Here is a 21,823-nt window from a genome sequence, read left to right as displayed (position 1 = left end):
CCGGCGCCGTCGCGTGGCCCTGGGAGGGGGGAGGGTCCACGACCAGTATCGGTTCTGTCAGCGGTCGACTCCTTGGAGGCAGGTCATGCCCAATTACCTCTCGCCGGGTGTGTACGTCGAGGAGGTGGAGTCGGGGTCTCGGCCGATCGAGGGAGTCGGGACCGCCGTCGCCGCCTTCGTGGGCCTCGCCGAGCGCGGGCCGCACGACGAACCGACGTTGGTCACCAACTGGGGGCAGTTCACCCAGACCTTCGGCGGCTTCCTGGAGGGCGGGTACCTGGCGCAAGCCGTCTTCGGCTACTTCCTCAACGGGGGCACCACCGCCTACGTCGTGCGCGTCGGTGCCAACAACGGCAACGGCAACGGCAACGGGTCCGCCCCGCCGCCCGCGCAGGCCGAGATCGGCAACTACCGGGTGAGCGCCAAGCAGCTGCCGGGCGGCCGCGCCGAGGAGATCACCGTCGAGGTCACCCACCCGACCGAGGAGGGCGCGCCGGAGGACCGGTTCACCATCCTGGTCAAGCAGGGCGGCAAGATCGTCGAGACGCACACCGCGACCACCAAGCGCGGCAAGGAGAACGTCGTCACGGTGGTCCGCGAGCGCTCGTCGCTGATCACCGTCGAGGAGGTCACCGGTGGCGCGCTGACCAAGCCGGACAAGGCGACGGTGGTGCTCGCCGCGCCGCCCGCCGCCCCGGACGCGCCCATCCGCGCCGACGACATCGTCGGCGACGTCGCCGACCGCACCGGCTTCGGCGGCCTGGAGATCATCGACGAGGTCACCATGGTGGCCGTGCCCGACCTGATGGGCCTCTACGAGCGCGACCTCATCGACCTCGACGGCGTCCGCGCCGTGCAGACCGCGATGATCGCGCACGCCGAGCTGATGGGCGACCGGATGGCGATCCTCGACGCCCCACCGGGACTGACCCCGCAGGGCGTCAAGCAGTGGCGCGACGAGGTCAACTACGACACCCGCTACGGCGCCCTCTACTACCCGTGGATCAAGGTCGCCGACCCCGCTGGCGACGGCACGGTGTTCGTCCCGCCCAGCGGTCACCTCTCCGGCGTGTGGGCCCGCAACGACGGCACCCGCGGCGTGCACAAGGCCCCGGCCAACGAGGTCGTGCGCGGCGTGCTGGCCCTGCAGAGCGGCGTCACCCAGGCCGAGCAGGCGCTGCTCAACCCGATCGGGGTGAACGTGCTGCGCTCGTTCACCGGCCGCGGCATCCGGGTCTGGGGCGCGCGCACCCTCTCCAGCGACACCGACTGGCGCTACCTCAACGTCCGGCGGCTGTTCAACTACCTCGAGGAGTCCATCCTCAACGGCACCCAGTGGGTGGTGTTCGAGCCCAACGACGAGGCGCTGTGGGCGCGGATCCGGCGCACCATCAGCTCGTTCCTGGTCAACGAGTGGCGCAAGGGCGCGCTGTTCGGCAACACCCCGGACGAGGCGTTCTACGTCAAGTGCGACCTGGAGACCAACCCCGCCGAGAGCATCGACGCCGGGCACGTGGTGTGCGAGATCGGGGTCGCCCCGGTCAAGCCCGCCGAGTTCGTGGTCTTCCGGCTCGCGCAACTGTCCGGCGGCACCAGCCTGGTCAACGAGTAACCCGAAGGGCGGCAGCACATGGCACTCCCCGATCTCGACACCTCGGTAGGGCACTCGTTCGGCCTCGAGGTCGACGGCATCCAGATCAAGGCCATCAACGAGGTCAGCGGCCTGAAGATGGAACAGGACGTGATCGAGCTCAAGCAGAACACCGCCGACGGCAAGTACGTCATCAAGAAGCTGCCCGGGCGGCCCAAGGCGGGCGAGGTCACCCTCACCCGCGGCCTCACCGGCGACACCAGCTTCGAGAAGTGGGTCAAGGACGCGCACTTCGGCAAGATGTCCGACGCGCGCAAGGGCGGGGCGATCATCGTCTACGACTACGAGGGGCAGGCGATCAAGCGCTACAAGCTGACCAACGCCTGGCCCAAGACGCTGGAGATCGGCTCGCTCAAGGCGGGCGACACCAGTGTGCTCACCGAGAAGCTCGTCATCACCTACGAGCAGATGGAAGTCGAGTAGCCGTGCGCCGATCGATGACCGGTGTGGTCTCGGCGGACCCGCCGCGGCGCGCCGAGCCGCGGCGGGAGCTGCGCACCGAGTTCGCCTTCGAGCTGCCCCGCGGGTACGTCGACGACGCCGGGGTGACCCACACGGCGGGCACGATGCGCCTGGCGACCGCCCGCGACGAGCTCGTCCCGCTGCGCGACGACCGGGTCCGGGAGAACCCCGCGTACCTGACCGTGGTGCTGCTGGCCAGGGTGGTGACCCGCCTCGGCGACGTGACCGACGTGCACGCCGGGGTCATCGAGAACCTGTTCGCCGCCGACCTCGCGTTCCTGCAGGACCTCTACCGCCGGGTCAACAGCGAGGGCCACACCAGGGCGGGGGTCCAGTGCCCGCAGTGCGGCCACGGCTTCGCCGTCGACGTCGCCGGTGGGCGCCTGGGGGAATCGTGACGTACGCGGCCGACCGGCTGCACGAGGAGGTCGCGTACGTCGCCTACCACTTCCACTGGCCGCTGGAGGACATCCTCGACCTGGAGCACCCCGACCGGCTGCGGTACGTGGCCGAGATAGCCCGCATCAACACCCGGATCTCCCAGGGACGGTGAGCGCATCCGATGTGGCCGTGGCGACGCAAGGCCGCGCCCGCCGCCACCCCGGTGGTGCGGGCGGACTGGCGCGCTCTACCCCCGATCCAGCGCCTGGTCCCCGAGCACCCGGTGGTGAACCCGGTGCAGCGCTTCAGCTCCGGGCTGACCGCCTGGCAGAACCCGTCCATGCTGCGCCCCTTGGCCCACCGCGTCGGTGACGCGGAACCGGGCGGCGTGGCGGACGTGGTGACCCCGGTCGACCTCCCGCTGGCCATGCCGCGCCGCGCCGACACGAAGCCGGTGTCGAGGTGGGCGGAGGAGCCGACGGTGTGGCTGCCGGTCGTGCCTGAGTCCGGTGTGGGCAGTAGGCGGGGTGCGGAGGCTCCGGTGCAGCGGGCGGTGGCGCCTGAGGGGCTGGCGCTGCCGGATCCGCCGGTCGTGGATGGTCCTGCTGTGCAGCGGGTCGCGGATGTGGAGGACACCGGGTCTTCGTCGGAGTCTGGTGCGCCACGGTCTGGTGACCTTGCTTTGCCGGTACCTCGCGTGGTGCCCGTTGTGCCCGAGGCGACGTGGTCGCGGTCTGGCAACTCCGACCCCCTCACGGTGAGTCGACTGTCCACTGGTGACTCATCGGGTCCGGTGGTTGATCACGGGGAAGGGATCTCGGTCGGCGGGGAGGCGCCGGTTGGGGCTGATCGACCAGTTGTGAGTCGCTTGGCCGAACAGGAGCACTCGACCGATCGACCGACGGCGAGCGCGGTTTCGGGGACCGGGGACTCGCCGGGCGGAGCCGATCGCCCCGTGGTGAGCCGGTTGTCGGCCGACCACCAGGACGGTGCCGTTCCTGTTGGTGCGGAGGGCCAGACCGCTGGCCCTGGCACGAGCGAGACCACGGCGCCCGCACACACCGGCGGCGACATCCCGGCGACCGGGTCCAGTGCGGTGGATCGTCCGATGGTGAGCCGGGTGGCGGCCGACCAGCCCACGGCAGGCGACGGAAGTAGGCCTTCGGACCATCTCGTCGTGAGTCGGGTGACCGCTGACCAGCCCGCGGCAGGCGGCTCCGCGAGAAGCGACCTTCCGACCGCCGCGCCCGACGCGGTGGACCACGTGGTGGTGAGTCGACTCGCGGCTGACCAGCCCTCGGTGGGCGATCGATCGAGTGGCGACCTCACGACTGGACCGTCGTTCGCTGGGGAAGCTCAGACTTCGGGGCCAGACACGGCCGACCGCCCGGTGGTGAGCCGGCTCGCGACCAACCAGCCCGCAGTGCAGGAGCGGTCGAGTAGCGGCCCCGCGGCTGCACCCGACGCGGCGGACAACCCAGTGGTGAGCCGGTTGGCGGCTGACCAGCCCACGGTGGGCGATCGGTCGACCAGTGGCCTGGTGAGTGGACCATCGACGGGCGGGGCGGGGCAGTCCCCGAGGTCTGGTGCGGGCGACCGTGGAACGGCCGGGTTCGAGGCGGCGGATCACCCTGTGGTGAGCCGAGTGGTGGCTGACCAGCCGACGGTGGGGGATCGGTTGAGTGGTGGCCTCACCAGTGGCCCATCGGCTGGCGGGGAGAGGCCCGGCGACCGTCCAGTGGTGAGTCGACTCCCGGCTGATCAGCCGACTGCGGAGGACCGGTCGAGTAGCGGTCTTGAGGATGGGGCCGACGCGGCTGGCCACCCCGTGGTGGGTCGGGTGACGGCCGATCAGCCCACGGTGGGCGGCCTCACGAGCGACCCTTCGGGTGGCGGGGAGGCCCAAGCCTCGGGGTTTGGTGCGGTCGTGAGCGATCAGTCCACAGTGGGGGATCGGTCGAGTGGCCCATCGGCAGGTGCTCACGGGCCCGGCGCGGTTGATCGTCCCGTGGTGAGTCGGCTCCCAGTTGAGCAGCCCACTGCGGGAGACCGGTCGAGTAGTGGTCTTGGAGCGCCGGCGAGTGGTGATGCCGGGCACCTCGTGGTGAGCCGGGTGTCCGCTGACCAGCCCACCGTGGGGGAGCGGTCAGGTGGGGACATCACTGCCGCTGGGGCTGGTGAGTCGTCCGGGGTCGGGGATTCGCCGACCGGTGGTCTGGCGGAGTCCGGCGCAGTGGACCGGCCAGTGGTGAGTCGGCTCGGGGCAGACCAGCCCACAGCGGGGGACGGCCCCTTGGCGGCTGATCGGCCCGTGGTGAGTCGGGTGGCCGACCACACCGCAGGCCCGGTGAGCGGGTCGGTTGCCGGGGACGCGGCGTCGAGTCAGCCGGTCGTGCCCAGGCCGGGGCTCGGGATGCCGATCCAGCGGCAGGTCGTCGAGCCTGACCGACCGGTTGCCGCGGTGCAGCGCAGGCTCGGGCTCGGCGCGCCCATCGACCCCGCCGGAATCCCCAGCCGCCACGCCCCGGTCCACGCCGAACCGGCGCAACCGCTCTTCGAGCACCACGAACCCACCGCGCAGACCGCGACCGAACCCAGCGCTCCCAGCGTCCACAACGGACCCCAGACCGAACTCCAGGTCGTCTCCCTCTCCCGGGCCGTCGACCCCACACCCCCCGCCACCGACGCGCCGACCCTCGGTGCCCTCCGCCTACTCCCGGTGGTCCCCAACGCGACCGCCCCCGGGGAGCACCCCGTCGTGCAGCGCGCGCCCGAGTCCTTACCGACGGCGGCGCCGCCCACACCGCGGCGGCCAGTCACCCTCGTCCCCGCCGTCCAACGCGTGGACGACCCACCACCACCGGACCCCGAGCCCGCCCCGACACCCGAGGCGGCTCCACCCCCGGTGACCCAGGTACCCGCCGCTCCCGCGGCGGTCTCCACGGCGGCGCCCGCGTCCGGGGCGCCGCCGGAGACCGTTCCGGAGGAGCTGGTGCGCAAGCTGTTCGACCCGCTGCTGCGCAGGCTCAAGACCGAGCTGCGGCTCGACCGCGAACGTCGCGGCCGGGTGACCGACCGGTGGCGCTGAGAGCGAGGGGGGCGAGATGACCAGCATCGAGGAGGCCGTCGCCGTCTGCTACGTCGTCAAGATCGACGACGAGAGCCTCGGCGCGTTCAGCAGCTGCGACGGGCTCGGCTGCGAGTTCGTCATGGAGCAGCGCGAGGAGGGCGGCAACAACGGCTTCGTCTGGCAGCTGCCCACCAGGATCAAGTACGGCAACGTGAAGTTCTCCCGGCCGGTCACCGCCGACAGCGCGAAGGTCACCGCCTGGATCGCCGGGATGGCCGGGGGGATCCGGCGCAAGACCGCCACCATCGAGGCCAGGACGCTGGCGGGCAAGGTGATCGCCCGCTGGTCGCTGGTCGACGTGGTGCCGGTGCGCTGGACCGGGCCGCAGCTGTCCGCCGACTCGCCGAAGGTGGCGACCGAGACGCTGGAGCTGGCCCACCACGGGTTCCTCGGTCGGGGGGCGTGATGAGCTCCCCGATCACCTTCGTCTCCGCCGGGTCGCCCGCCGCGTCCAGCTACGGCGCGGGCGCGCCGCCGAACCTGCAGCGCGCCAAGCTCTCCGTGCACAAGCCACCGCAGGCGGGCAGCACCGCCAAACCGGGCGCGTTCATGTACGACATCCCGTTCCAGTTCAACCCCAAGGAACTGTCGCTGTCGAAGAACGCCAAGTGGAAGCGCGACGAGCAGCGCAACGCCAAGAAGAGCGGCCCGCCGGAGTTCAAGGGCGCCGACCCGGTCAAGCTGGCCCTGGAGATGTTCCTCGACGCCACCGACACCATGGACGACAAGGTGGTCAAGACCGTCGAGAAGGTCTTCACCTGCTGCGTGGCCACCGAGGAGAGCAGGCAGAGCGGCAAGGGCTCGCCGCCGTGGGTGGTGTTCAAGTGGGGCGGGATGACCGGCTTCCCCGCCTACGTCGCCAGCGTCACCGCCAAGTACACCCTGTTCACCCCGGCCGGGGTCCCGGTGCGCGCGGTGTGCACGGTCAACCTGGAGGAGATCTCCGGCGAGCAGGGCGGCCAGAACCCCACCTCCGGCACCCGCGCGGTCCGCTCGACGCACACCCTCGTCGCGGGCGACACGCTGCAGTCGGTGGCGTTCACCGCCTACGGCGACCCGCGGTTCTGGCGCGACATCGCCGAGCTCAACGACATCGACGACCCGATGGTGCTGCGCCCCGGCACCCGGCTGCGGGTGCCCGCGCTGGAGGAGATCTCCCGTGGCCAATGAGAGCTTCGCCAACTCGCTGGTGGTGACCGTCGCGGGCCAGCCGCTGCCCGCCGACGTGAAGTCCATGCTGGCGGTGGCCTACGTGGACGACAGCAGGAACCTGCCGGACATGTTCGTGCTGCGCTTCCGCGACCCGGGCGGGGTCGCCTTGAGCAAGGCCGGGTTCAAGGTCGGCGCGGTGGTGGAGCTCAAGGTCCAGACCGCCGACCCCGGTGGCCCGCAGCCGCTGATGAGCGGCGAGGTCACCGCCGTGGGCCTGGAGATCGACCGCACCGGCACGTTCACCGAGGTCCGCGGCTACGACCACGCGCACCGGCTGTTCCGCGGCAGGCGGGTCGCGGTGTACCCGGACATGACGGTGGCCGACGTGGTCCGCAAGGTCACCACCCGGGCCGGGCTGCAGGCGGGCAAGATCGACGAGGTCAAGGGCTACGGCGGCGCCCCGCACACCCAGTTCGGCCAGGACAACGTCAGCGACTGGGACTTCCTGTCCCGGCTGGCCGACGCCGTCGGCGCGCAGATCGCCGTGGTGGACAAGAAACTCGACTTCCGGTTGCCGGAACAGCCCTCCGCCGCGCCGGACCAGTCGGCGAAGGCCGCCACCGACCCGCTCGTGCTGGAGGCGCACCGCAACCTGCTGTCGTTGCGGGCCGGGGTGACCGCGGCCGAGCAAGTGCCCAAAGTGGAGGTTCGCGGCTGGGACCCCCAAGCCAAGCAGGCCATCACCGCCACCGAGACCCCGAAGCACGCCGGTATCGAGGTCTCCGGCGCCGACCCGGTGAAGCTCGCCTCCGGGTTCGGCAGCCCGCCGCTGGTGGCCACCACCACCCAGCACACCCAGGCGGCGGCGACCGCGATGGCCAAGGGGTTGGCCGACGAGTACGGCAGCGCCTGCGTGGAACTCGACGGCGTCGCCAGGGGCAACCCGAAGCTGCGCGCGGGCGCCCAGGTCGCGCTGGCCAACGTCGGCGAACCGTTCGGGGGCAAGTACACGCTCACCAACACCCGCCACCTGTTCAGCGACGAGGTCGGCTACACCACCGAGTTCTCCGTCTCCGGCAGGCAGGAACGGTCCTTCTACGGTCTGGCCTCCGGTGGTCGCGGCGGCGCGGTCGGCCACGGGGGCGTCGTCACCGGGATCGTCAGCGACATCCGCGACCCGGCGAAGCTGGGACGGGTCAAGGTCACCTTCCCGTGGCTGGCCGACGACTACACCAGCGGCTGGGCGCGGATGACGCAGTGGGGCGCGGGCAAGGACCGCGGCGCGATGATGCTGCCCGAGGTCGGCGACGAGGTCGTCGTCGGCTTCGACCACGGCGACTTCGACGCGCCGTTCGTGCTCGGCTCCCTGCACAACGGCAAGGACACCGTGCCGAAGTTCACCAAACCGGTGCTGGACGAGGGCGCGGGCAAGGTCGCGGTCCGCGGGTTCGTCTCCCGCGAGGCGCACAAGCTGGAGTTCGTGGAGCAGGACGGCATCACCGTCGCGACCGGCGACGGCAAGTTCGTCATCAGGTTGGACAAGACCAAGCAGGTCATCGAGATCACCAGCGCCAAGGAGATCTCGGTGAAGGCCACCAACGGCATCACCGTCGACGCCGGGCAGGGTCCGCTGCAGCTCAACGGCCAGACGGTGAAGGTCAAGGCGACGGCCGAGTTCACCGCCGAGGGCGCCACGGTGGCGGTCAAGGGCCAGGGGCAGGCCGAGTTCAGCGCCAGCGGCGCGGTCACCGTCCGCGGCGGCATCGTGAAGATCAACTGAGGGTCGGCCACCGGAGTGGGTACGCGAGAACAGGAGTGCGAGATGCCACCAGCGGCGCGGATCGGTGATCCCACCGGGCATCCGGGCACCATCACCGGGCCCGGGGTGCCGACCGTGCTCGTGGGCGGCAAACCCGCGGCGGTGGTGGGGGACATGCACGCCTGCTCGTTCCCGCCGCCGCCACCGCACCCGCCGACCCCGATCGTGCCGCCGGGCTGCCCGACGGTGTTGATCGGCGGCAGGCCCGCGGCCCGCATGGGTGACATGTCCGGGTGCGGCGCGCCCATCGTCGTCGGGTGCCCGACTGTCCTGATCGGAGGGTGACGTGGAGTTCATCGGCAGGGGCCTGGCGTTCCCGGTGCGCACCGACGCCACCGGGTCGGTGGCGCTGGTCGGCGGGGACCGGGAGGTCGTGGAGAGCATCCGGTTGATCCTGGGCACCTCGCCGGGGGAGCGGCCGATGCGCCCGGAGTTCGGCTGCGCCATCCACGACCTGGTGTTCGCCCCGGCGGACGCGGCCACGGCTGGGCAGATCGCCTACGAGGTGCGGATCGCGTTGGAGCGCTGGGAGCCGCGCATCACCCTCGACGACGTGGTGGTCGGGTTCGACGCGGTCGACGAGGGCATGCTGCTCATCGACATCCGCTACACGCTGCGCGACCGCAACGACCCGCGCAACCTGGTGTTCCCGTTCTACGTCATCCCCACCCACGACCCGGTGCCGCAGCCGGGTGACCGGCCGGCCGAGGTCGACCAGCGCGCCATCGCCGCGCCCGCGCGGGAGGTCAGCTGATGGGCATCCCGATCCCGAACCTGGACGACCGCCGGTTCCAGGACCTCGTCGACGAGGCGAAGCGCCGGGTGCAGCAGCGCTGCCCGGAGTGGTCCGACCACAACGTCTCCGATCCCGGGGTGACCCTGATCGAGACGTTCGCGTTCATGGTCGACCAGTTGATCTACCGGGTGAACCGGATCCCGGAGCGGTCCTACCTGCGCTTCCTTGACCTGATCGGCGTGACCCTGTTCCCGCCCGCCGCCGCGCGGGTGCCCGCGACCTTCCGGCTCTCGGCGCCGCAGGAGAACCCGGTGTTCGTGCAGGCGGGCAGCCAGGTGGTGACGCAGCGGACCGAGGTGTCGGACCCGGTGGTGTTCACCCTGGAGAAGACCCTGGAGATCCGCCCGTGCGCGTGGAGCCGGTTGGCCACCTCCTCGGGGGACCGCCCGCCGGTGGACCGCACCGACGACGTCATCGACGACCGCAACCCGATGCTGTTCGGCACCACCCCGCAACCCGACGACACCGTCTACTTCGGACTGTCCGATGCGGTGCCCGGTGGGTTGCTGCTGCTGCGGATGGAGTGCCAGGTGGAGGGTGTCGGCATCGACCCGCGCGACCCGCCGCTGGCCTGGGAGGCCTGGGACGGCGACCGGTGGGCCGCCTGCGAGGTCGCCCACGACACCACCGGCGGGTTCAACACCGCTGGTGACGTGGAGCTGCACCTGCCCGAGACGCACACCGCCTCCGTGGTCGGCGTGCACCGCGCGGGCTGGATCCGGTGCCGCGCCACCGCCGCGGAGCCGGGGCAGCCGTTCTACCAGGCCTCGCCGACCCTGCGGGCGATCACCGCGGCCACCATCGGCGCCACCGGGGCGGCCGTGCACGCCGAGGTGGTGCGCGACGAGGTCGTCGGGGTGTCCGAGGGTGTGCCGGGGCAGCGCTTCCCGCTCGCCCGCCGCCCGGTCGTGGCCGGTGACCCGCTGCTGGTGGAGATCGGCACCGACCAGGGGTGGCAGGAGTGGACCGAGGTGGGCTCGTTCGCCGACTCCGGCCCGGACGACCGGCACTTCACCGTCGACCGGGTCGCGGGCGAGGTCGTGTTCGGCCCCGCCATCCGCCAGCCCGACGGCGCGTTCCGCTACTACGGCGCGGTTCCCGCGAAGGCGGCCGCGATCCGCGTCCCCCAGTACCGCACCGGCGGTGGTCGGGGCGGCAACGTGGCCAGGGGCATGCTGGCCGTGCTGCGCGACCCGGTGCCGTTCGTCAGCGGGGTCACCAACCACAAGCCCGCCAGCGGGGGCGTGGACGGCGAGAAGGTCGGTGACGCCGCCATCCGCGGTCCGCTGACGCTGCGCACGCTCGACCGCGCGGTCACCGCCCACGACTACGAGGAGCTCACCAGGGGCGCCTCCCCGCAGGTTTCCCGGGTCCGCTGCGCCCAGGACCCCAGCAGCTCCAACGGGGTCCGGGTCCTGGTCGTGCCCGGGATCCCCGACCGAGGGGAACTCGACTTCGGCGCGCTCAAGCTGCCCGACCGGATGCGCCAGGACATCGCGCGCGCCCTGGAGGCCAGGCGCTGCCTCGGCGCCAGGGTCGTCGTCGAACCGCCGTTCTACCAGGGCGTCACCGTGGTCGCCCAGTTGCGCGCCAGACCCAAGGTCGTCGCCGACACCCTCGCCGCCCGCGCCACCGAGGCGCTGCACGACTACCTCAACCCGGTCACCGGGGGCCCGGACGGCGAGGGCTGGCCCTTCGGCAGACCGGTGCAGGAGGGCGAGATGTTCGCGGTGCTGCAACAGCTCACCGGCGTGGAGATGGTGGAGAGCGTCCTGCTCTTCGCCGCCGACCCGGTCACCGGTGCCCGCGGCGACAACGTCAAGCGCATCGACATCCCACCCGACGCCCTGGTGTTCTCCTACCGGCACCAGGTCCGAGTCACGAGGAGTTGAGACGTGCGCACCGCGGCAGCGGACGTCCCGGTCCGCCACCCGATCGGCGACCGGCTGCCCGCCATCTACGCCGAGAACGACTTCACCCAGCGGTTCACCGCCGCCCTGGACGAGGTCATCGCGCCGCTGTTCGCGGTGCTGGACTCGTTCGCCGACTACCTGGACCCAGCGCTGGCCGCCCCGGACTTCCTGGACTGGCTGTGCACCTGGGTCGCGGTGGAGTCCGACGAGGCCTGGAGCGCCCAGCAGCGCCGCGACATGGTCGGCGCCGCCGTGGCCACCCACCGCAGGCGCGGGACCGCCCCGGGCATCGGCGGGCAGTTGGAGCTGTTGACCGGTGGCCAGGTGGAGATCACCGACAGCGGTGGCTGCGTCGTGCGCGCCGAGCACGGCGGTCCGCTGCCCGGCACCGACCTCGGTGAGGTCCGGGTGCTGGTCCGGGTCGCCGATCCGAGCGCGGTCGACGTCGCCGCGGTGCGGGCCGCGGTGACCGAGTCCGTCCCGGTGCACCTGCGGGTCACCGTCGAAGTCGTCGGCGGTCCGGCCGCCGAGCACACCCACGGGAGTGGTTCATGATCGTCTGCGCGAAGTGCGGGGAGCGCTCGGCGGGCACCACCCGGTTCTGCCCCGGCTGCGGCAGCTTCCTCGACTGGTCCGGCACCGACGCCGAGCAGCAGGCCCAGGCGGTTCCGGCCACCGAACCCGCGCGCCAGTCCGCGGCGGCGGGGACCACCACGACGGCCCCACCGGTCGGGCCGAGCGGGGTGGTGACGCCCGATCCGATCGGGCCCCAGCAGTCCGCCGAGCCGACGCCGCCGGTCACCCAGTTCGGCGCCCAGCAGCCCGCCGACGCCAGACCGCTGCGGGCCAAGGCCCAGGGCACCGAGCCGCGCGCGCTCGCCGAGGACGACGTCGTCTGCGTGGGGTGCCGCACGAGGAACCCGGTGACCCGCACGCTGTGCATGGGCTGCGGCCGTCCGCTCGACGAGCCGGAGGCCGTCAAGCCGCCGTGGTGGCAGTGGTGGCGCGGCCGGGACCGCGAACGCAAGCCGCGCAAACCCCGCCGCCGGGGCACCCTCGCGGCGATCGGCCGCTGGCTGCGCCGGGTGTTCCTGGCGTTCCTCGCGGTGCTCGCCGTGCTGTACGCGATCATCCCCGGGTTCCGCAGCGGGGTGAACCAGGAGGTCCTGGCGGGCCGCAAGTGGGTGGAGCGCCAGTTCAGCACCCAGCTGACCCCGGTGCGGCCGACCAAGGTGAGCGCTACCGCCGCCCTCCCCGGGCACGAGGCCGTGCTGGTCGCCGACAACGCCAAGAACACCTACTGGGCCGCGCCGACCGGGGCCACCCCGCCGGTGCTGGTGTTCACCTTCGCCCAGCCGGTCGACCTGCGCCGAGCCATCGTGCGCGTCGGCGACCCGGCGGCGTTCCAGGCCACCCACCGGCCCGCGAAGCTGCACCTCGTCTACTCCACCGGCAAGACCTTCGACGTGCCGCTCGCCGACACCCCCGACCCGCAGACGGTGGAGATCGGCGGCAGCGCCGGTGCCACCGAGGTCGAGATCCACGTCGTCGAGGTGCACCGGTCGCTGCAGGGCCTGGACGTGGCGATGTCCGAGATCGAACTGTTCGAGCAACGATGACGCGGCGGGGGGCCTGGCGATGCGGGGGATAGGGGCGCGGGCGGTGGCCAGGGCGGCCGCCGCGGCGCTGGTGGTGGGGGCGGTGGCGTTCGTCCCCGCGTCGGTGGCCGTGGCGCAGCAGCGCCCGACGACGGTGACGGTGTCGATCAGCGAACCGGCCGAGGGCGCGGTGGTGGGGCCGGGTCCGGTCACCGTGCGCGGCACGGCGGCGGTCGGCGACAGCTCGCTGCCGCCGGACACCGCGCTGGTCCTGGTGGTCGACATCTCCGGCAGCACGGCCTCGGGGTGCGCGACGGACACGATCCTGGGGTGCGAGATCACCGCGGGGACCGGGTTGCTGCACCAGGCCGCGCTGGAGGGGTCGGTCGGGTCCGTGGCCGTCGTCGCGTTCGCCACCACGGCGGGTGCGGCCGACCTGAGCCCACCGGAGGTGTACGACAACCCGTTCACCGAGTACGTCGCGCCCGGCACCGACGCGAACCACGACGGCGCACCGGACACCACGACCGTCCTGCTGTCGCTGGACAACGACGACAACGACGACAGCGACAACGACGGCGGGATCGGCCAGTTCACCCCGGTGGTGATCGACGTGGCCTACACGAACTTCCCGCAAGCGGTCACCGAGGCCAAACGGGTCGCCGCCGCCATGCCGCAGCGCAACAAGCTGATCGTGTTCATGTCCGACGGGCTCAACAACGGCGGCTCCGTGCAGGGGGCGCTCGAGCCGATCACCGACACCGTCGTCTTCCGCACCTTCGCCGTCGGCGCGGGCGCCTCGTGCGGAGAGACGGACAACCCGGAAACGCTGGCCTACATCGGGTACCAGACCCACGGCGGGTGCGACACGATCCTCGACCCGACCACGCTGCCCGACGTGCTGCCCGGCGTGGTCAGGTCGTCGCTGGACGGGGTGTTCCTGACCGTCGACGGCGGACCGGAACAGCGGATCGACGTCGACGGCCTGCCGCACAGCGGTCCCTACAGCACCCCCTACGAGGCGACGGTGAACAACCTCGCCCCCGGCGCCCACCGGCTCTGCGTCATCGCGCGCGGCAAGGACCTCTACGGCAACGGGACCGCGACCCAGTGCCGGTCGATCACCGTCAACCGCCCGCCCGTGGTCGACCCCGGTGGGCCCTACGAGGGGCTGGAGGACACCGAGGTCCCCATCGCCGGGACGTTCACCGACCAGGACGGGCCCCGGCAGGAGACCACGTGGTCCATCTCGCCCGCGCCCGGCACCGACGACGAGGCCGAGTGCGGGTTCGCCGACCCGGAAGACCTGACCACGACCGTCCACTGTGACCGGTACGGCACCTACGTGCTCACCCTCGACGGCACGGACGGCATCAGCGACGCGGAACCGTCGAGCACGACGCTGGTGCTGCGCAACGCCGGGCCGGAGGTCGACGCGGGCGGCCCGTACACCGGTCAGGAGGACACGGCCATCGCCCTGCTCGGCACGGTCGAGGACCCGGACAGCCCCGAGCTGGACATCACCTGGTCGCTCGAACCGCCGACCGACACCTCACCGGAACCGCCGTGCACCTTCACGGCGGTCGACCAACTGTCCACATCGGTCACTTGCGCGGAGTCGGGCACCTACACGCTGGTGCTCACGGTCGATGACGGGGTCAACCCGCCGGTGAGCGACCGCGCGCGACTGACCGTCACGAAGGCGCCGGTGCCGCAGGGGGCGCTGTCGGTCGGGCTGACCGCCGACCCGGTACCCGGCTACGTCGGCGGGCTGCCGGTCACCGTGACCTACACCGTGCGCAACGGCGGCCCGGTGCCGATGGCGGGCGTCCAGCTGACCGCTCCCGCACCGGCCGGTCTCGCCGCGGGCACCCCGGCCGGGTGTCCGGTGGTGTGTGCGCTCGGCACCCTCGCGCCGGGGCAGGTGGTGCAGGTGCAGGCCGCTTACGTTGCCGCCGCCGCCATCGACGTACCGGTGACGGCGACGGTCACCACGACCGGACCGGACATCGACCCAGCGGACAACACCGCCACCGGACGGGTCGTCGTCCGGCAACCGGTGCTGCGGGTCGACCCGTCGGCGGGACCGCAGGGCGCGGTGACCAACGCGCTCGGCACCGACTTCCCACCGGGCGCGACCGTCCGGTTGAGCTGGGACACCGGGATCTCCGAGACCCCCGGCGTGGTCGCGGTGCGCCCGGACGGCACGTTCACCGCCCAGGTCCTGGTGTTCCACAAGGACGTCCTCGGCCCGCGCCTGCTCGCCGCCGACCCGGTGACCGGCGCGCCGTTCGGCCGGGTCGCCACCGCCCAGTACACCGTCATGATCCGCTCCCTCAAACCGGTCGCGTTCGTGCTGCGCGGGGATCCCCGCACGTTCGTCCTGCGCTGACCAGTCCCCGATCCCAGCAGCAAGGAAGGAGCCCGGCCATGGGTGCCTCCGCCACGATGTCCACCCCGACCCTCGCGGTCCAGGCGGGTGCCACGGTCACCACCACGGTGGTGATCCGCAACGCCGGTGCCGTCGTCGACCACTTCACCGTCGACGTGATCGGCCCGCCCGCGCCGTGGGCCACCGTCACCCCCGACGCGGTCAACCTGCTGCCCGACGAGTCGACCACCGTCACGGTCAGCTTCACCCCCCCGCGCACCGCCGAGGTCACCGCGGGCGTGGTGCCCTTCGGCGTGCGGGTGTTCGCCCAGGAGGACCCCGAGGGCTCGGTGATGACCGAGGGCCAGCTCGAGGTCGGCGCGTTCGGGGAGATCACCGCCGAGGTCGTGCCGACCAAGGTGGAGGGTGCCTCGGGCGCCACCTTCGAGGTCGCGGTGGACAACCGGGGCAACCAGAGCACCCCGGTCGTGCTCACCGCGGTCGACCAGGAGGCCGACCTGTCCTTCGCCTTCCGGCACACCGAGGTGACCCTCGAGCCCGGCACCACCGCGTACGTGCGGCTGCGGGTCAAGCCACCGCGCCGGTTCCTGCGCGGCCAGCCGGTGCGGCGCCCGTTCACGGTGACCGTGACCCCGGTGGGGGGAACGCCGGTCACCGCCGACGGGACGTTCGTGCAGCGGCAGCTGCTGCCGAAGTGGGTGATCCCGGCGCTGGCCGTGCTGCTGGCGTTCCTGCTCGCGATCATCGCGTTGTGGTTCACCGTGTTCAAGCCCGCGGTCCGCTCGGCGGCCTCGGACGCGGCGGCCAAGCAGGCGGCGGAGGTCAAGCAGGTCGCCCAAGCGGCCCAACAGGACGCGGGCGCGGCCAAGCAGCAGGCGGGCGAGGCCAAGACCGGCTCCGACCGCGCCCTGCGCGCCCAGGGCGTCGACCCCGCGCAACCCCCAGCCTCCGACCCGGTCGCCGCGCCCAAGACGCCGCCCCCGCCACCGGCCCCCGCCGTCACCCCGTTCGACCGCCGCATCGCCGCCGACGCCCCCATCGACGCCGACGTCCGCCGCTTCCGCGAGGTCGACTTCGTGGTCCCGGACAACAAGACCCTCCAGGTGACCGACCTCATCCTGCAGAACCCCCGCGCCGACGTCGGCACCATGCGCGTCATCCGCCGCACCGCAGACGGCCGCACCCTGATGTTCGAGTTCGGCCTCGGCAACTTCCGCGACCTCGACCACCACTGGGTCCAACCCCTCACCTACACCGAGGGCGAGTCCATCATCCTCGCCGTCAGCTGCCAGAACCCCCCGGAGAAGGGCAACTGCACCCCCGCCATCGCCCTCTCCGGCCGCATGGAGGGCTGACCACTCCAGCGCCACAACGAAAGCCGTTGATTTGACAAGAGCACCGCCTCCAGAGGGGGGCGGTGCTCTTGTTCGGGCCAGGTGGCTAGATGAGGCCCTCGCGGAGAGCGAAGGCGACGGCGTGGGCTCGGTTGCGGAGTTGGAAGCGGCTGGTGATGTCGTGCAGGATGCCCTTCACCGTGCGCTGGGAGTAGCAGAGCTGTTCGGCGATCTCGCGGGTCTCCATGCCCTCGGCGACCATGCGCAGGACCTCGGCCTCCCTGGCGGAGACGCCCGCGAGGTCCCAGCCGCGGGGGTTGAGGACCTGGCGCTGCAGGCGGGAGACGCGGTCGAGCAGGCGGGCCAGCAGGTCGGGGGGCAGGGTGCCGTCACCGGCCGAGGTGGCCTCGATGAGGCGCACCAGGGTTTCCGGGGTGGCCTCGGCGCGGCGGATGACGGCGGCGACGCCGATACCGACGGCCTCGAGCAGTTGGGAGTTGTCGATCTCGCCAGCCACCAGCACGACCCGGCGGCGGCCCTGCACCTGCAACCGGCGGAACAGCGCCTGGGTCGGCTTGTCCCACGTCTCGGCCACCACCAGGGCGACCGAGCGGTCGGTGGCGTCGGCGACCGGCAGGCCCTCCTCCGCGGTCAGCCGGATCTCCGGGCGGGCGCGCAGCGCGGCGTCCACCCCCGCCCTGGTGATGACATCCATCGCGTGCAGCACGACCGGGATCGGGTCGGTGATCATCGCGTCGATCTCCCCCCTGGGATGTGTCCGATAGCACATATCCTCCCGCTCGGCCGGATGGCCGAGAAGGGACCGGCTGTCCCCATTGGTCCCGATCGCCGGGTGCCGGTCCCACGCCGGTCCCACGGGCGGCAGGGACAGCCGGGCGGTCACCGCGGCGCTTCCCCGATGGCCGGTCGAGCGGTCCTCACCGCAGCCCCGCCGCGTGGCCCTTGCGGATGGCCTCGGCGCGGTCGAGCACGTCGAGCTTGCGGAAGATCCGGGTGATGTGGTTGCGCACCGTCTTCGGGCTCACCACCAGGTGCCTGGCGATCACCGCGTTGCCCTCGCCGCGCACGATCATCGTCAGCACCTCGCGCTCGCGCGCGGTCAGCCCGGACAGGTTGCCGGTCGGCGCGGGCGTGGTGGCCACCAGCGCCCGCACCCGCTGCGCCACCGGGCCGCCGAAGATCAGGTCCCCGTCGGCGACGGCGTGGATGGCGCGCACGATCTCGTCCTGGCCCGCGGTCTTGAGCAGGTACCCGCCCGCCCCGGCCCGGATCGCGGCGAACACCGCCTCGCCGCCGTCGTCCATGGTGAGCACCAGGACCGCGGTGCCCGGGTGCGCGCGGGTGATCCGCTCCGTCGCGGCCACCCCGTCCACATCGGGCATGTGCAGGTCCATCACCACCACGTCCGGGCGCAGCGTCGCGGCCAGCGCCACCGCCGCCTGCCCCCGGTCCGCCTCGCCGACGACCTCCATGCCCGCCACGGTCTGCAGCAGCGCGCCGAGGCCGAGCCGGAAGGTGGCGTGGTCGTCGACGATGAGCACCCGGCGCGACCGCACGGCGGCTCAGCCCGTGCCGAGCGGGAAGGTCGCCAGCACCCGGGTGCCCACCGGAACGCCCGGCTCGATCGACCACTGGCCACCCAGTTCGGTGACCCTGGTGCGCATCGACCGCAACCCCACCCCGCACCACGGGTCCGCGTCGCGCCAGGGCACCCCGATGCCGTCGTCGACCACTTCCACGTTCAGCTCCCCGTCGCGCTCGTCATCGGTCCGGATGAGCACGACGCAGGTGCGCGCGCGGGAGTGGCGGGCCATGTTGCTCAACGCCTCGCACACCACGCGGTAGGTGGCCACCTGCACCGGCAGCGTCAGCACGGTCATGTTCCCGCGCGCCTGCACGTCGATGCTCAGGGGTGTGCCGGAGCCGGACACGTGACCGCTCAACGCGAGCGCGTGCCTGCGGATCGCCTCGACCAGACCGACCTGGTCGAGCACGTTCGGGGTCCCGCCGTCGGTGAGCCTGCGCAGGTCGCAGATCGCCCCGTGCAGCTCGTCCTCCAGCTGCGCGAGCAGCCGGGCGGCCGACTCGGCGTCGCGGCCGACCAGGTTGCGCGCCGCCCGCAGGCCGAACGCCATCCCGGTGAGCGCGGGCCCGATCGCGTCGTGCAGCTCCCGCAGCAGCCGCGCGCCGTCGGGGCCGGCGTCCCCGGTCACCGCAGAAACCGTCTTGTTGCGACGCATGTCCCCTCCGCAACACCCTTATCGGTGACCATAGGGGCTGCGTTTCCGCAACGGGCCCACCTCGCCATCGCATAGCCCGTTCGTAGCAGCGGATCGCACCCGGCCGGGGAACAAGCGCACGTTCCGCTCACGACACCGATCGGGATAGGGCCACTCGGGGGGCGATCGCGCTCCACTCCGTGCCGCCGCTCCAGCCGGATTCCGTTGCGGCAAGGGCAATCCGGATTGCCCGAACGGGTGAACGCACGGCCGTTGCCCGCGTCCGCCCGCACCGCCACGCTCGTGCCGAGGCCCCGCCCGCGCGGCGCCGACACGGCTGACGACGGTGGGGGAGGGCAGGGGGCAGATGCGCGAGCACGAGCACGACCACGAGGCCGAGCACCGCCCGGCTGGGGACCGGGGCCACGACGGCGAGGACCACGCCCTGCTCGGGAAGGCCGCCGCGGCGGGCCGCCCCGACGTGCTCGGCGCGCCGGGACTGCTGGGCCTGCAACGCGCGGTCGGCAACGCGGGCGTCGGCGCCCTGGTGGAGGAGGAGCGCTCACCGGTGCACTCGGTGGTCGGCTCCGGCGGCAGCCCGCTGGCGGCCGAGACCCGCGCCGAGATGGAGGGCCGCTTCGGCGGCCAGGACTTCTCCGACGTGCGGGTGCACACCGGCGGCGCGGCGACCGAGTCCGCCAAGTCCGTGCACGCCCAGGCCTACACCGTCGGATCCGACATCGTGTTCTCCGACAACCACTACGACCCCGGCTCCAGCCAGGGCAAGCACATGCTGGCGCACGAGCTGACCCACGTGGTGCAACAGCGCTCCGGCCCGGTCGACGGCACCGACACCGGCGGCGGCGTCAAGGTCAGCGACCCGTCCGACCGCTTCGAGCGCGAGGCCGTCGCCAACGCCGACCGCGTCATGTCCACACCGGGCCATGACGCCCCCGTCCAACGCCACGCCGACTCCGCGCACGAAGACCACTCCGGGCACGACCACTCCGGCCACGATCACTCCGGGCACGACCAAGCCGACAGCGCACCGGTGCCCGACGCCGCGGTGCAGCGGGCCGAGGAGCCCGCGCCGGAACAGGAAGAGGAGGAAGAGGCGCCCGCCGCGCAGACCTTCGTCCAGCGCCAGGAGAGCGGCGAGGACTTCGCCGAGGAGGAGTGATCGGGCGTGCGGACGCCCGCGGCGAGGGGTGACCCGGAGACCCGTCGCGCCGCCCACCCGGTGGAGCGCGCGGAGGAACCGCGCGCCCGGCCGCTCCCGGTGTCGCGGATGTCCGCCGCGCACGTCCGCCGGTTGCAGCGGTCGGTCGGCAACCGCGCCGCGACCAAGGCGCTCGCCCGACCTGCCGTCCAGCGGCTGGAGTCTCCGCCTGGGACTGTCGCACGTCCGACCGCCGAGTCCGATCCGCGGTTCGCCTCGGTCGAGGCCGATGTTCGTGGGAAGCAGAAACAGGTAGCCGCGCACCCGCCCGCGTCGTCGGAGGCCGCCGCGTCGCAGGCCGCCGCCGTCCCGCCGCAGGACGACAAGCTCGCGCAGGGCAAGGCCGCGAACGCCGAGAAGATGAACGCCGCCAAGCCCGGCGAGTTCGACAAGGCCGGGTTCGTGCGCGCGGTCGAGCAGGCGATCGCCGCGCAGGCGCCGAAGAACCTCGCCGAGGCCGACGACTTCGGCGGGTCCGGCAAGGCCGACGCGGTCAAGGGCCAGGTCCAGGGACAGGTCGGCGCGGGCAAGCAGGCCAGCGCGGGCGCGATCGAGTCGGCGACCAAGGCGCCACCCGACACCGGCGCCGCCGTCGACAAGCCCGTCACCCCGCTCGCCCCGGACCGACCGCCCGGTGCGCCCCCGGCCCCGGACGCGGCGAAGGCGGTGCCGGAGAAGGCTCCCGCGTCGGCGACGGACTTCTCGGCCGGACCCCGGCAGGTCGACGGCGAGATGGCCGCCGCGGAGGTCACCGAGGAGCAGTTGGCGAAGTCCAACGAACCCGAGTTCACCGGCGCCCTGCAGGAGAAGAAGGAGACCGAGCAACACGCCGCCACCGCGCCGGGGAAGGTGCGCGGCGCGGAAGCGGAAACCCTGGCAGACGCGAAGTCGGCCGCTGCGGGCACCGGCGCCGCGGCGATGGCCGGCCTGGCGAACACACGCGCGGCCACCGGCGGCAAGGTCGCCGCCGAGAAGCAAGGCACCAAGGGCAAGGACGAGGCCCGGCGCGCGCAGGTGACCGCGACCTTGCAGAAGGTGTTCGACGCGACCAAGACCGACGTCGAGGCGATCCTGTCCGGTCTGGACAAGAAGGTCGACGACGCATTCACGGCGGGGGAGAAGGCGGCCAGGGACGCGTTCACCGCCGAGCACAAACAGCGGATGGACGCCTACAAGGACAAGCGGTACTCCGGCGTCACCGGGAAGCTCAAGTGGGTCAAGGACAAGTTCGCCGGTCTGCCCGAGGAAGCGAACCAGATCTTCGTCGCCGCGCGCCAGGGCTATGTGACCCGGATGCGCGGCGTGATCTCCACGGTCGCCGACGTCATCGGCGCGGAGCTGACCCGGGCCAAGACCCGCATCGCGACCGGTCGCGATCAGTTGCAGGCCGAGGTCCGCAAGCTTCCCGCTGATCTCCAAGCGATGGGCAAGCAGGCGGCGGGGGAGTTCGCGGGCAGGTTCGACGAGTTGACCGAGTCGGTCGACGCCAAGGGATCCGAGCTCGTCCAGACGCTGGCGACCAAGTACAACCAGGCGCTCAAGGCCGTCGACGCGGAGATCGACGCGGAGAAGGAGAAGAACAAGGGCCTGGTGGCCAAGGCGATCGGCGCGATCAAGGGCGTCATCGACACCATCATGCAGTTGAAGGACCTGCTGCTGGGCATCCTGGCCAAGGCCGCCGCCGCGGTCATGGGCATCCTGCGCGACCCCATCGGGTTCCTCGGCAACCTGGTGTC

The 21,823-nt window shown here is 72.4% G+C and carries 19 protein-coding genes and 1 pseudogene; 17 read left to right on the top strand and 3 right to left on the bottom strand.

Going from position 1 to position 21,823, the window contains the following annotated elements:
- The first annotated feature begins 85 nt into the window (after window positions 1-85).
- From LV79_RS31270 to LV79_RS31200, 15 genes are all read left to right on the top strand, one after another.
- Entirely contained in the window at window positions 86-1,612 is a 1,527-nt protein-coding gene (locus tag LV79_RS31270) for a phage tail sheath family protein (RefSeq protein WP_253841913.1), read from the top strand.
- 18 nt (window positions 1,613-1,630) lie between these two features.
- Window positions 1,631-2,074: a phage tail protein gene (locus LV79_RS31265; RefSeq protein ID WP_253841912.1), complete on the top strand. Its 444-nt coding sequence runs from the start codon at window positions 1,631-1,633 to the stop codon at window positions 2,072-2,074.
- Window positions 2,075-2,088: 14 nt separating this feature from the next.
- Window positions 2,089-2,511: a hypothetical protein gene (locus LV79_RS31260; RefSeq protein ID WP_253841911.1), complete on the top strand. Its 423-nt coding sequence runs from the start codon at window positions 2,089-2,091 to the stop codon at window positions 2,509-2,511.
- Window positions 2,508-2,666 (top strand): DUF6760 family protein, encoded by a 159-nt coding sequence (locus LV79_RS31255; RefSeq protein WP_204452036.1) that lies wholly within the window; start codon window positions 2,508-2,510, stop codon window positions 2,664-2,666. The genes LV79_RS31260 and LV79_RS31255 overlap by 4 nt, the downstream gene beginning before the upstream one ends.
- 2,151 nt (window positions 2,667-4,817) lie before the next feature.
- Window positions 4,818-5,582: a hypothetical protein gene (locus LV79_RS31250; protein ID WP_253841910.1), complete on the top strand. Its 765-nt coding sequence runs from the start codon at window positions 4,818-4,820 to the stop codon at window positions 5,580-5,582.
- A gap of 16 nt (window positions 5,583-5,598) precedes the next feature.
- Complete coding sequence (locus LV79_RS31245) at window positions 5,599-6,030, top strand: phage tail protein (RefSeq protein WP_092774524.1); 432 nt, start codon at window positions 5,599-5,601, stop codon at window positions 6,028-6,030.
- Window positions 6,030-6,794 (top strand): CIS tube protein, encoded by a 765-nt coding sequence (locus LV79_RS31240; RefSeq protein WP_253841909.1) that lies wholly within the window; start codon window positions 6,030-6,032, stop codon window positions 6,792-6,794. The genes LV79_RS31245 and LV79_RS31240 overlap by 1 nt, the downstream gene beginning before the upstream one ends.
- Window positions 6,784-8,556 (top strand): VgrG-related protein, encoded by a 1,773-nt coding sequence (locus LV79_RS31235; RefSeq protein WP_253841908.1) that lies wholly within the window; start codon window positions 6,784-6,786, stop codon window positions 8,554-8,556. Before LV79_RS31240 ends, LV79_RS31235 begins: the two co-directional genes overlap by 11 nt.
- Before the next feature lie 42 nt (window positions 8,557-8,598).
- Window positions 8,599-8,880 carry a PAAR domain-containing protein gene (locus LV79_RS31230; RefSeq protein ID WP_253841907.1) on the top strand — a complete coding sequence of 94 codons (282 nt, stop codon included), beginning with the start codon at window positions 8,599-8,601 and terminating at the stop codon, window positions 8,878-8,880.
- Between the two features lies 1 nt (window position 8,881).
- Window positions 8,882-9,349, top strand: coding sequence for a GPW/gp25 family protein (locus LV79_RS31225; protein WP_253841906.1), 468 nt, complete (start codon window positions 8,882-8,884; stop codon window positions 9,347-9,349).
- Window positions 9,349-11,283, top strand: a complete 1,935-nt coding sequence (locus tag LV79_RS31220) for a putative baseplate assembly protein (RefSeq protein WP_253841905.1) — start codon at window positions 9,349-9,351, stop codon at window positions 11,281-11,283. The genes LV79_RS31225 and LV79_RS31220 overlap by 1 nt, the downstream gene beginning before the upstream one ends.
- Before the next feature lie 3 nt (window positions 11,284-11,286).
- Complete coding sequence (locus tag LV79_RS31215) at window positions 11,287-11,859, top strand: phage tail protein (protein WP_253841904.1); 573 nt, start codon at window positions 11,287-11,289, stop codon at window positions 11,857-11,859.
- Complete coding sequence (locus LV79_RS31210; protein WP_253841903.1) at window positions 11,856-12,923, top strand: NADase-type glycan-binding domain-containing protein; 1,068 nt, start codon at window positions 11,856-11,858, stop codon at window positions 12,921-12,923. Before LV79_RS31215 ends, LV79_RS31210 begins: the two co-directional genes overlap by 4 nt.
- A 19-nt stretch (window positions 12,924-12,942) precedes the next feature.
- Window positions 12,943-15,294: a hypothetical protein gene (locus LV79_RS31205; RefSeq protein ID WP_285470695.1), complete on the top strand. Its 2,352-nt coding sequence runs from the start codon at window positions 12,943-12,945 to the stop codon at window positions 15,292-15,294.
- A gap of 38 nt (window positions 15,295-15,332) precedes the next feature.
- The gene (locus LV79_RS31200; protein ID WP_253841902.1) at window positions 15,333-16,649 is read left to right on the top strand and encodes a COG1470 family protein; all 1,317 of its coding nucleotides are present in this window, start codon (window positions 15,333-15,335) and stop codon (window positions 16,647-16,649) included.
- A gap of 85 nt (window positions 16,650-16,734) precedes the next feature.
- On the opposite strand, the gene LV79_RS31195 is transcribed toward LV79_RS31200, so the two are convergent.
- From LV79_RS31195 to LV79_RS31185, 3 genes are all read right to left on the bottom strand, one after another.
- Window positions 16,735-17,379: a helix-turn-helix transcriptional regulator gene (locus tag LV79_RS31195; protein WP_253841901.1), complete on the bottom strand. Its 645-nt coding sequence runs from the start codon at window positions 17,377-17,379 to the stop codon at window positions 16,735-16,737.
- Between the two features lie 187 nt (window positions 17,380-17,566).
- The gene (locus LV79_RS31190; protein ID WP_253841900.1) at window positions 17,567-18,205 is read right to left on the bottom strand and encodes a response regulator; all 639 of its coding nucleotides are present in this window, start codon (window positions 18,203-18,205) and stop codon (window positions 17,567-17,569) included.
- Window positions 18,206-18,211: 6 nt separating this feature from the next.
- Complete coding sequence (locus tag LV79_RS31185; RefSeq protein WP_253841899.1) at window positions 18,212-18,862, bottom strand: sensor histidine kinase; 651 nt, start codon at window positions 18,860-18,862, stop codon at window positions 18,212-18,214.
- A 373-nt stretch (window positions 18,863-19,235) separates the two neighbouring features.
- On the opposite strand from LV79_RS31185, the gene LV79_RS31180 reads away from it, so the two are divergent.
- On the top strand, window positions 19,236-20,048 hold the full coding sequence (locus LV79_RS31180; RefSeq protein ID WP_253841898.1) for an eCIS core domain-containing protein: 813 nt from the start codon (window positions 19,236-19,238) through the stop codon (window positions 20,046-20,048).
- 6 nt (window positions 20,049-20,054) lie between these two features.
- Window positions 20,055-21,823: pseudogene (locus LV79_RS31175) on the top strand (hypothetical protein); the annotation flags it as partial.

The sequence above is a fragment of the Actinokineospora globicatena genome, from assembly GCF_024171945.1.
Taxonomy (GTDB): Bacteria; Actinomycetota; Actinomycetes; order Mycobacteriales; family Pseudonocardiaceae; genus Actinokineospora; species Actinokineospora globicatena.
Note: the sequence above shows the minus strand (reverse complement) of the source record. Positions and strands in the feature narration are given on the sequence as shown.

What these genes read in the sequence shown, in the direction of transcription:
- LV79_RS31265 (WP_253841912.1), top strand. Translation starts at nt 1,631, where the DNA reads ATGGCACTCCCCGATCTCGACACCTCGGTAGGGCACTCGTTCGGCCTC.
- LV79_RS31200 (WP_253841902.1), top strand. Translation starts at nt 15,333, where the DNA reads ATGGGTGCCTCCGCCACGATGTCCACCCCGACCCTCGCGGTCCAGGCG.
- LV79_RS31240 (WP_253841909.1), top strand. Translation starts at nt 6,030, where the DNA reads ATGAGCTCCCCGATCACCTTCGTCTCCGCCGGGTCGCCCGCCGCGTCC.
- LV79_RS31210 (WP_253841903.1), top strand. Translation starts at nt 11,856, where the DNA reads ATGATCGTCTGCGCGAAGTGCGGGGAGCGCTCGGCGGGCACCACCCGG.
- LV79_RS31270 (WP_253841913.1), top strand. Translation starts at nt 86, where the DNA reads ATGCCCAATTACCTCTCGCCGGGTGTGTACGTCGAGGAGGTGGAGTCG.
- LV79_RS31205 (WP_285470695.1), top strand. Translation starts at nt 12,943, where the DNA reads ATGCGGGGGATAGGGGCGCGGGCGGTGGCCAGGGCGGCCGCCGCGGCG.
- LV79_RS31260 (WP_253841911.1), top strand. Translation starts at nt 2,089, where the DNA reads ATGACCGGTGTGGTCTCGGCGGACCCGCCGCGGCGCGCCGAGCCGCGG.
- LV79_RS31180 (WP_253841898.1), top strand. Translation starts at nt 19,236, where the DNA reads ATGCGCGAGCACGAGCACGACCACGAGGCCGAGCACCGCCCGGCTGGG.
- LV79_RS31195 (WP_253841901.1), bottom strand. Translation starts at nt 17,379, where the DNA reads ATGATCACCGACCCGATCCCGGTCGTGCTGCACGCGATGGATGTCATC.
- LV79_RS31230 (WP_253841907.1), top strand. Translation starts at nt 8,599, where the DNA reads ATGCCACCAGCGGCGCGGATCGGTGATCCCACCGGGCATCCGGGCACC.
- LV79_RS31220 (WP_253841905.1), top strand. Translation starts at nt 9,349, where the DNA reads ATGGGCATCCCGATCCCGAACCTGGACGACCGCCGGTTCCAGGACCTC.
- LV79_RS31245 (WP_092774524.1), top strand. Translation starts at nt 5,599, where the DNA reads ATGACCAGCATCGAGGAGGCCGTCGCCGTCTGCTACGTCGTCAAGATC.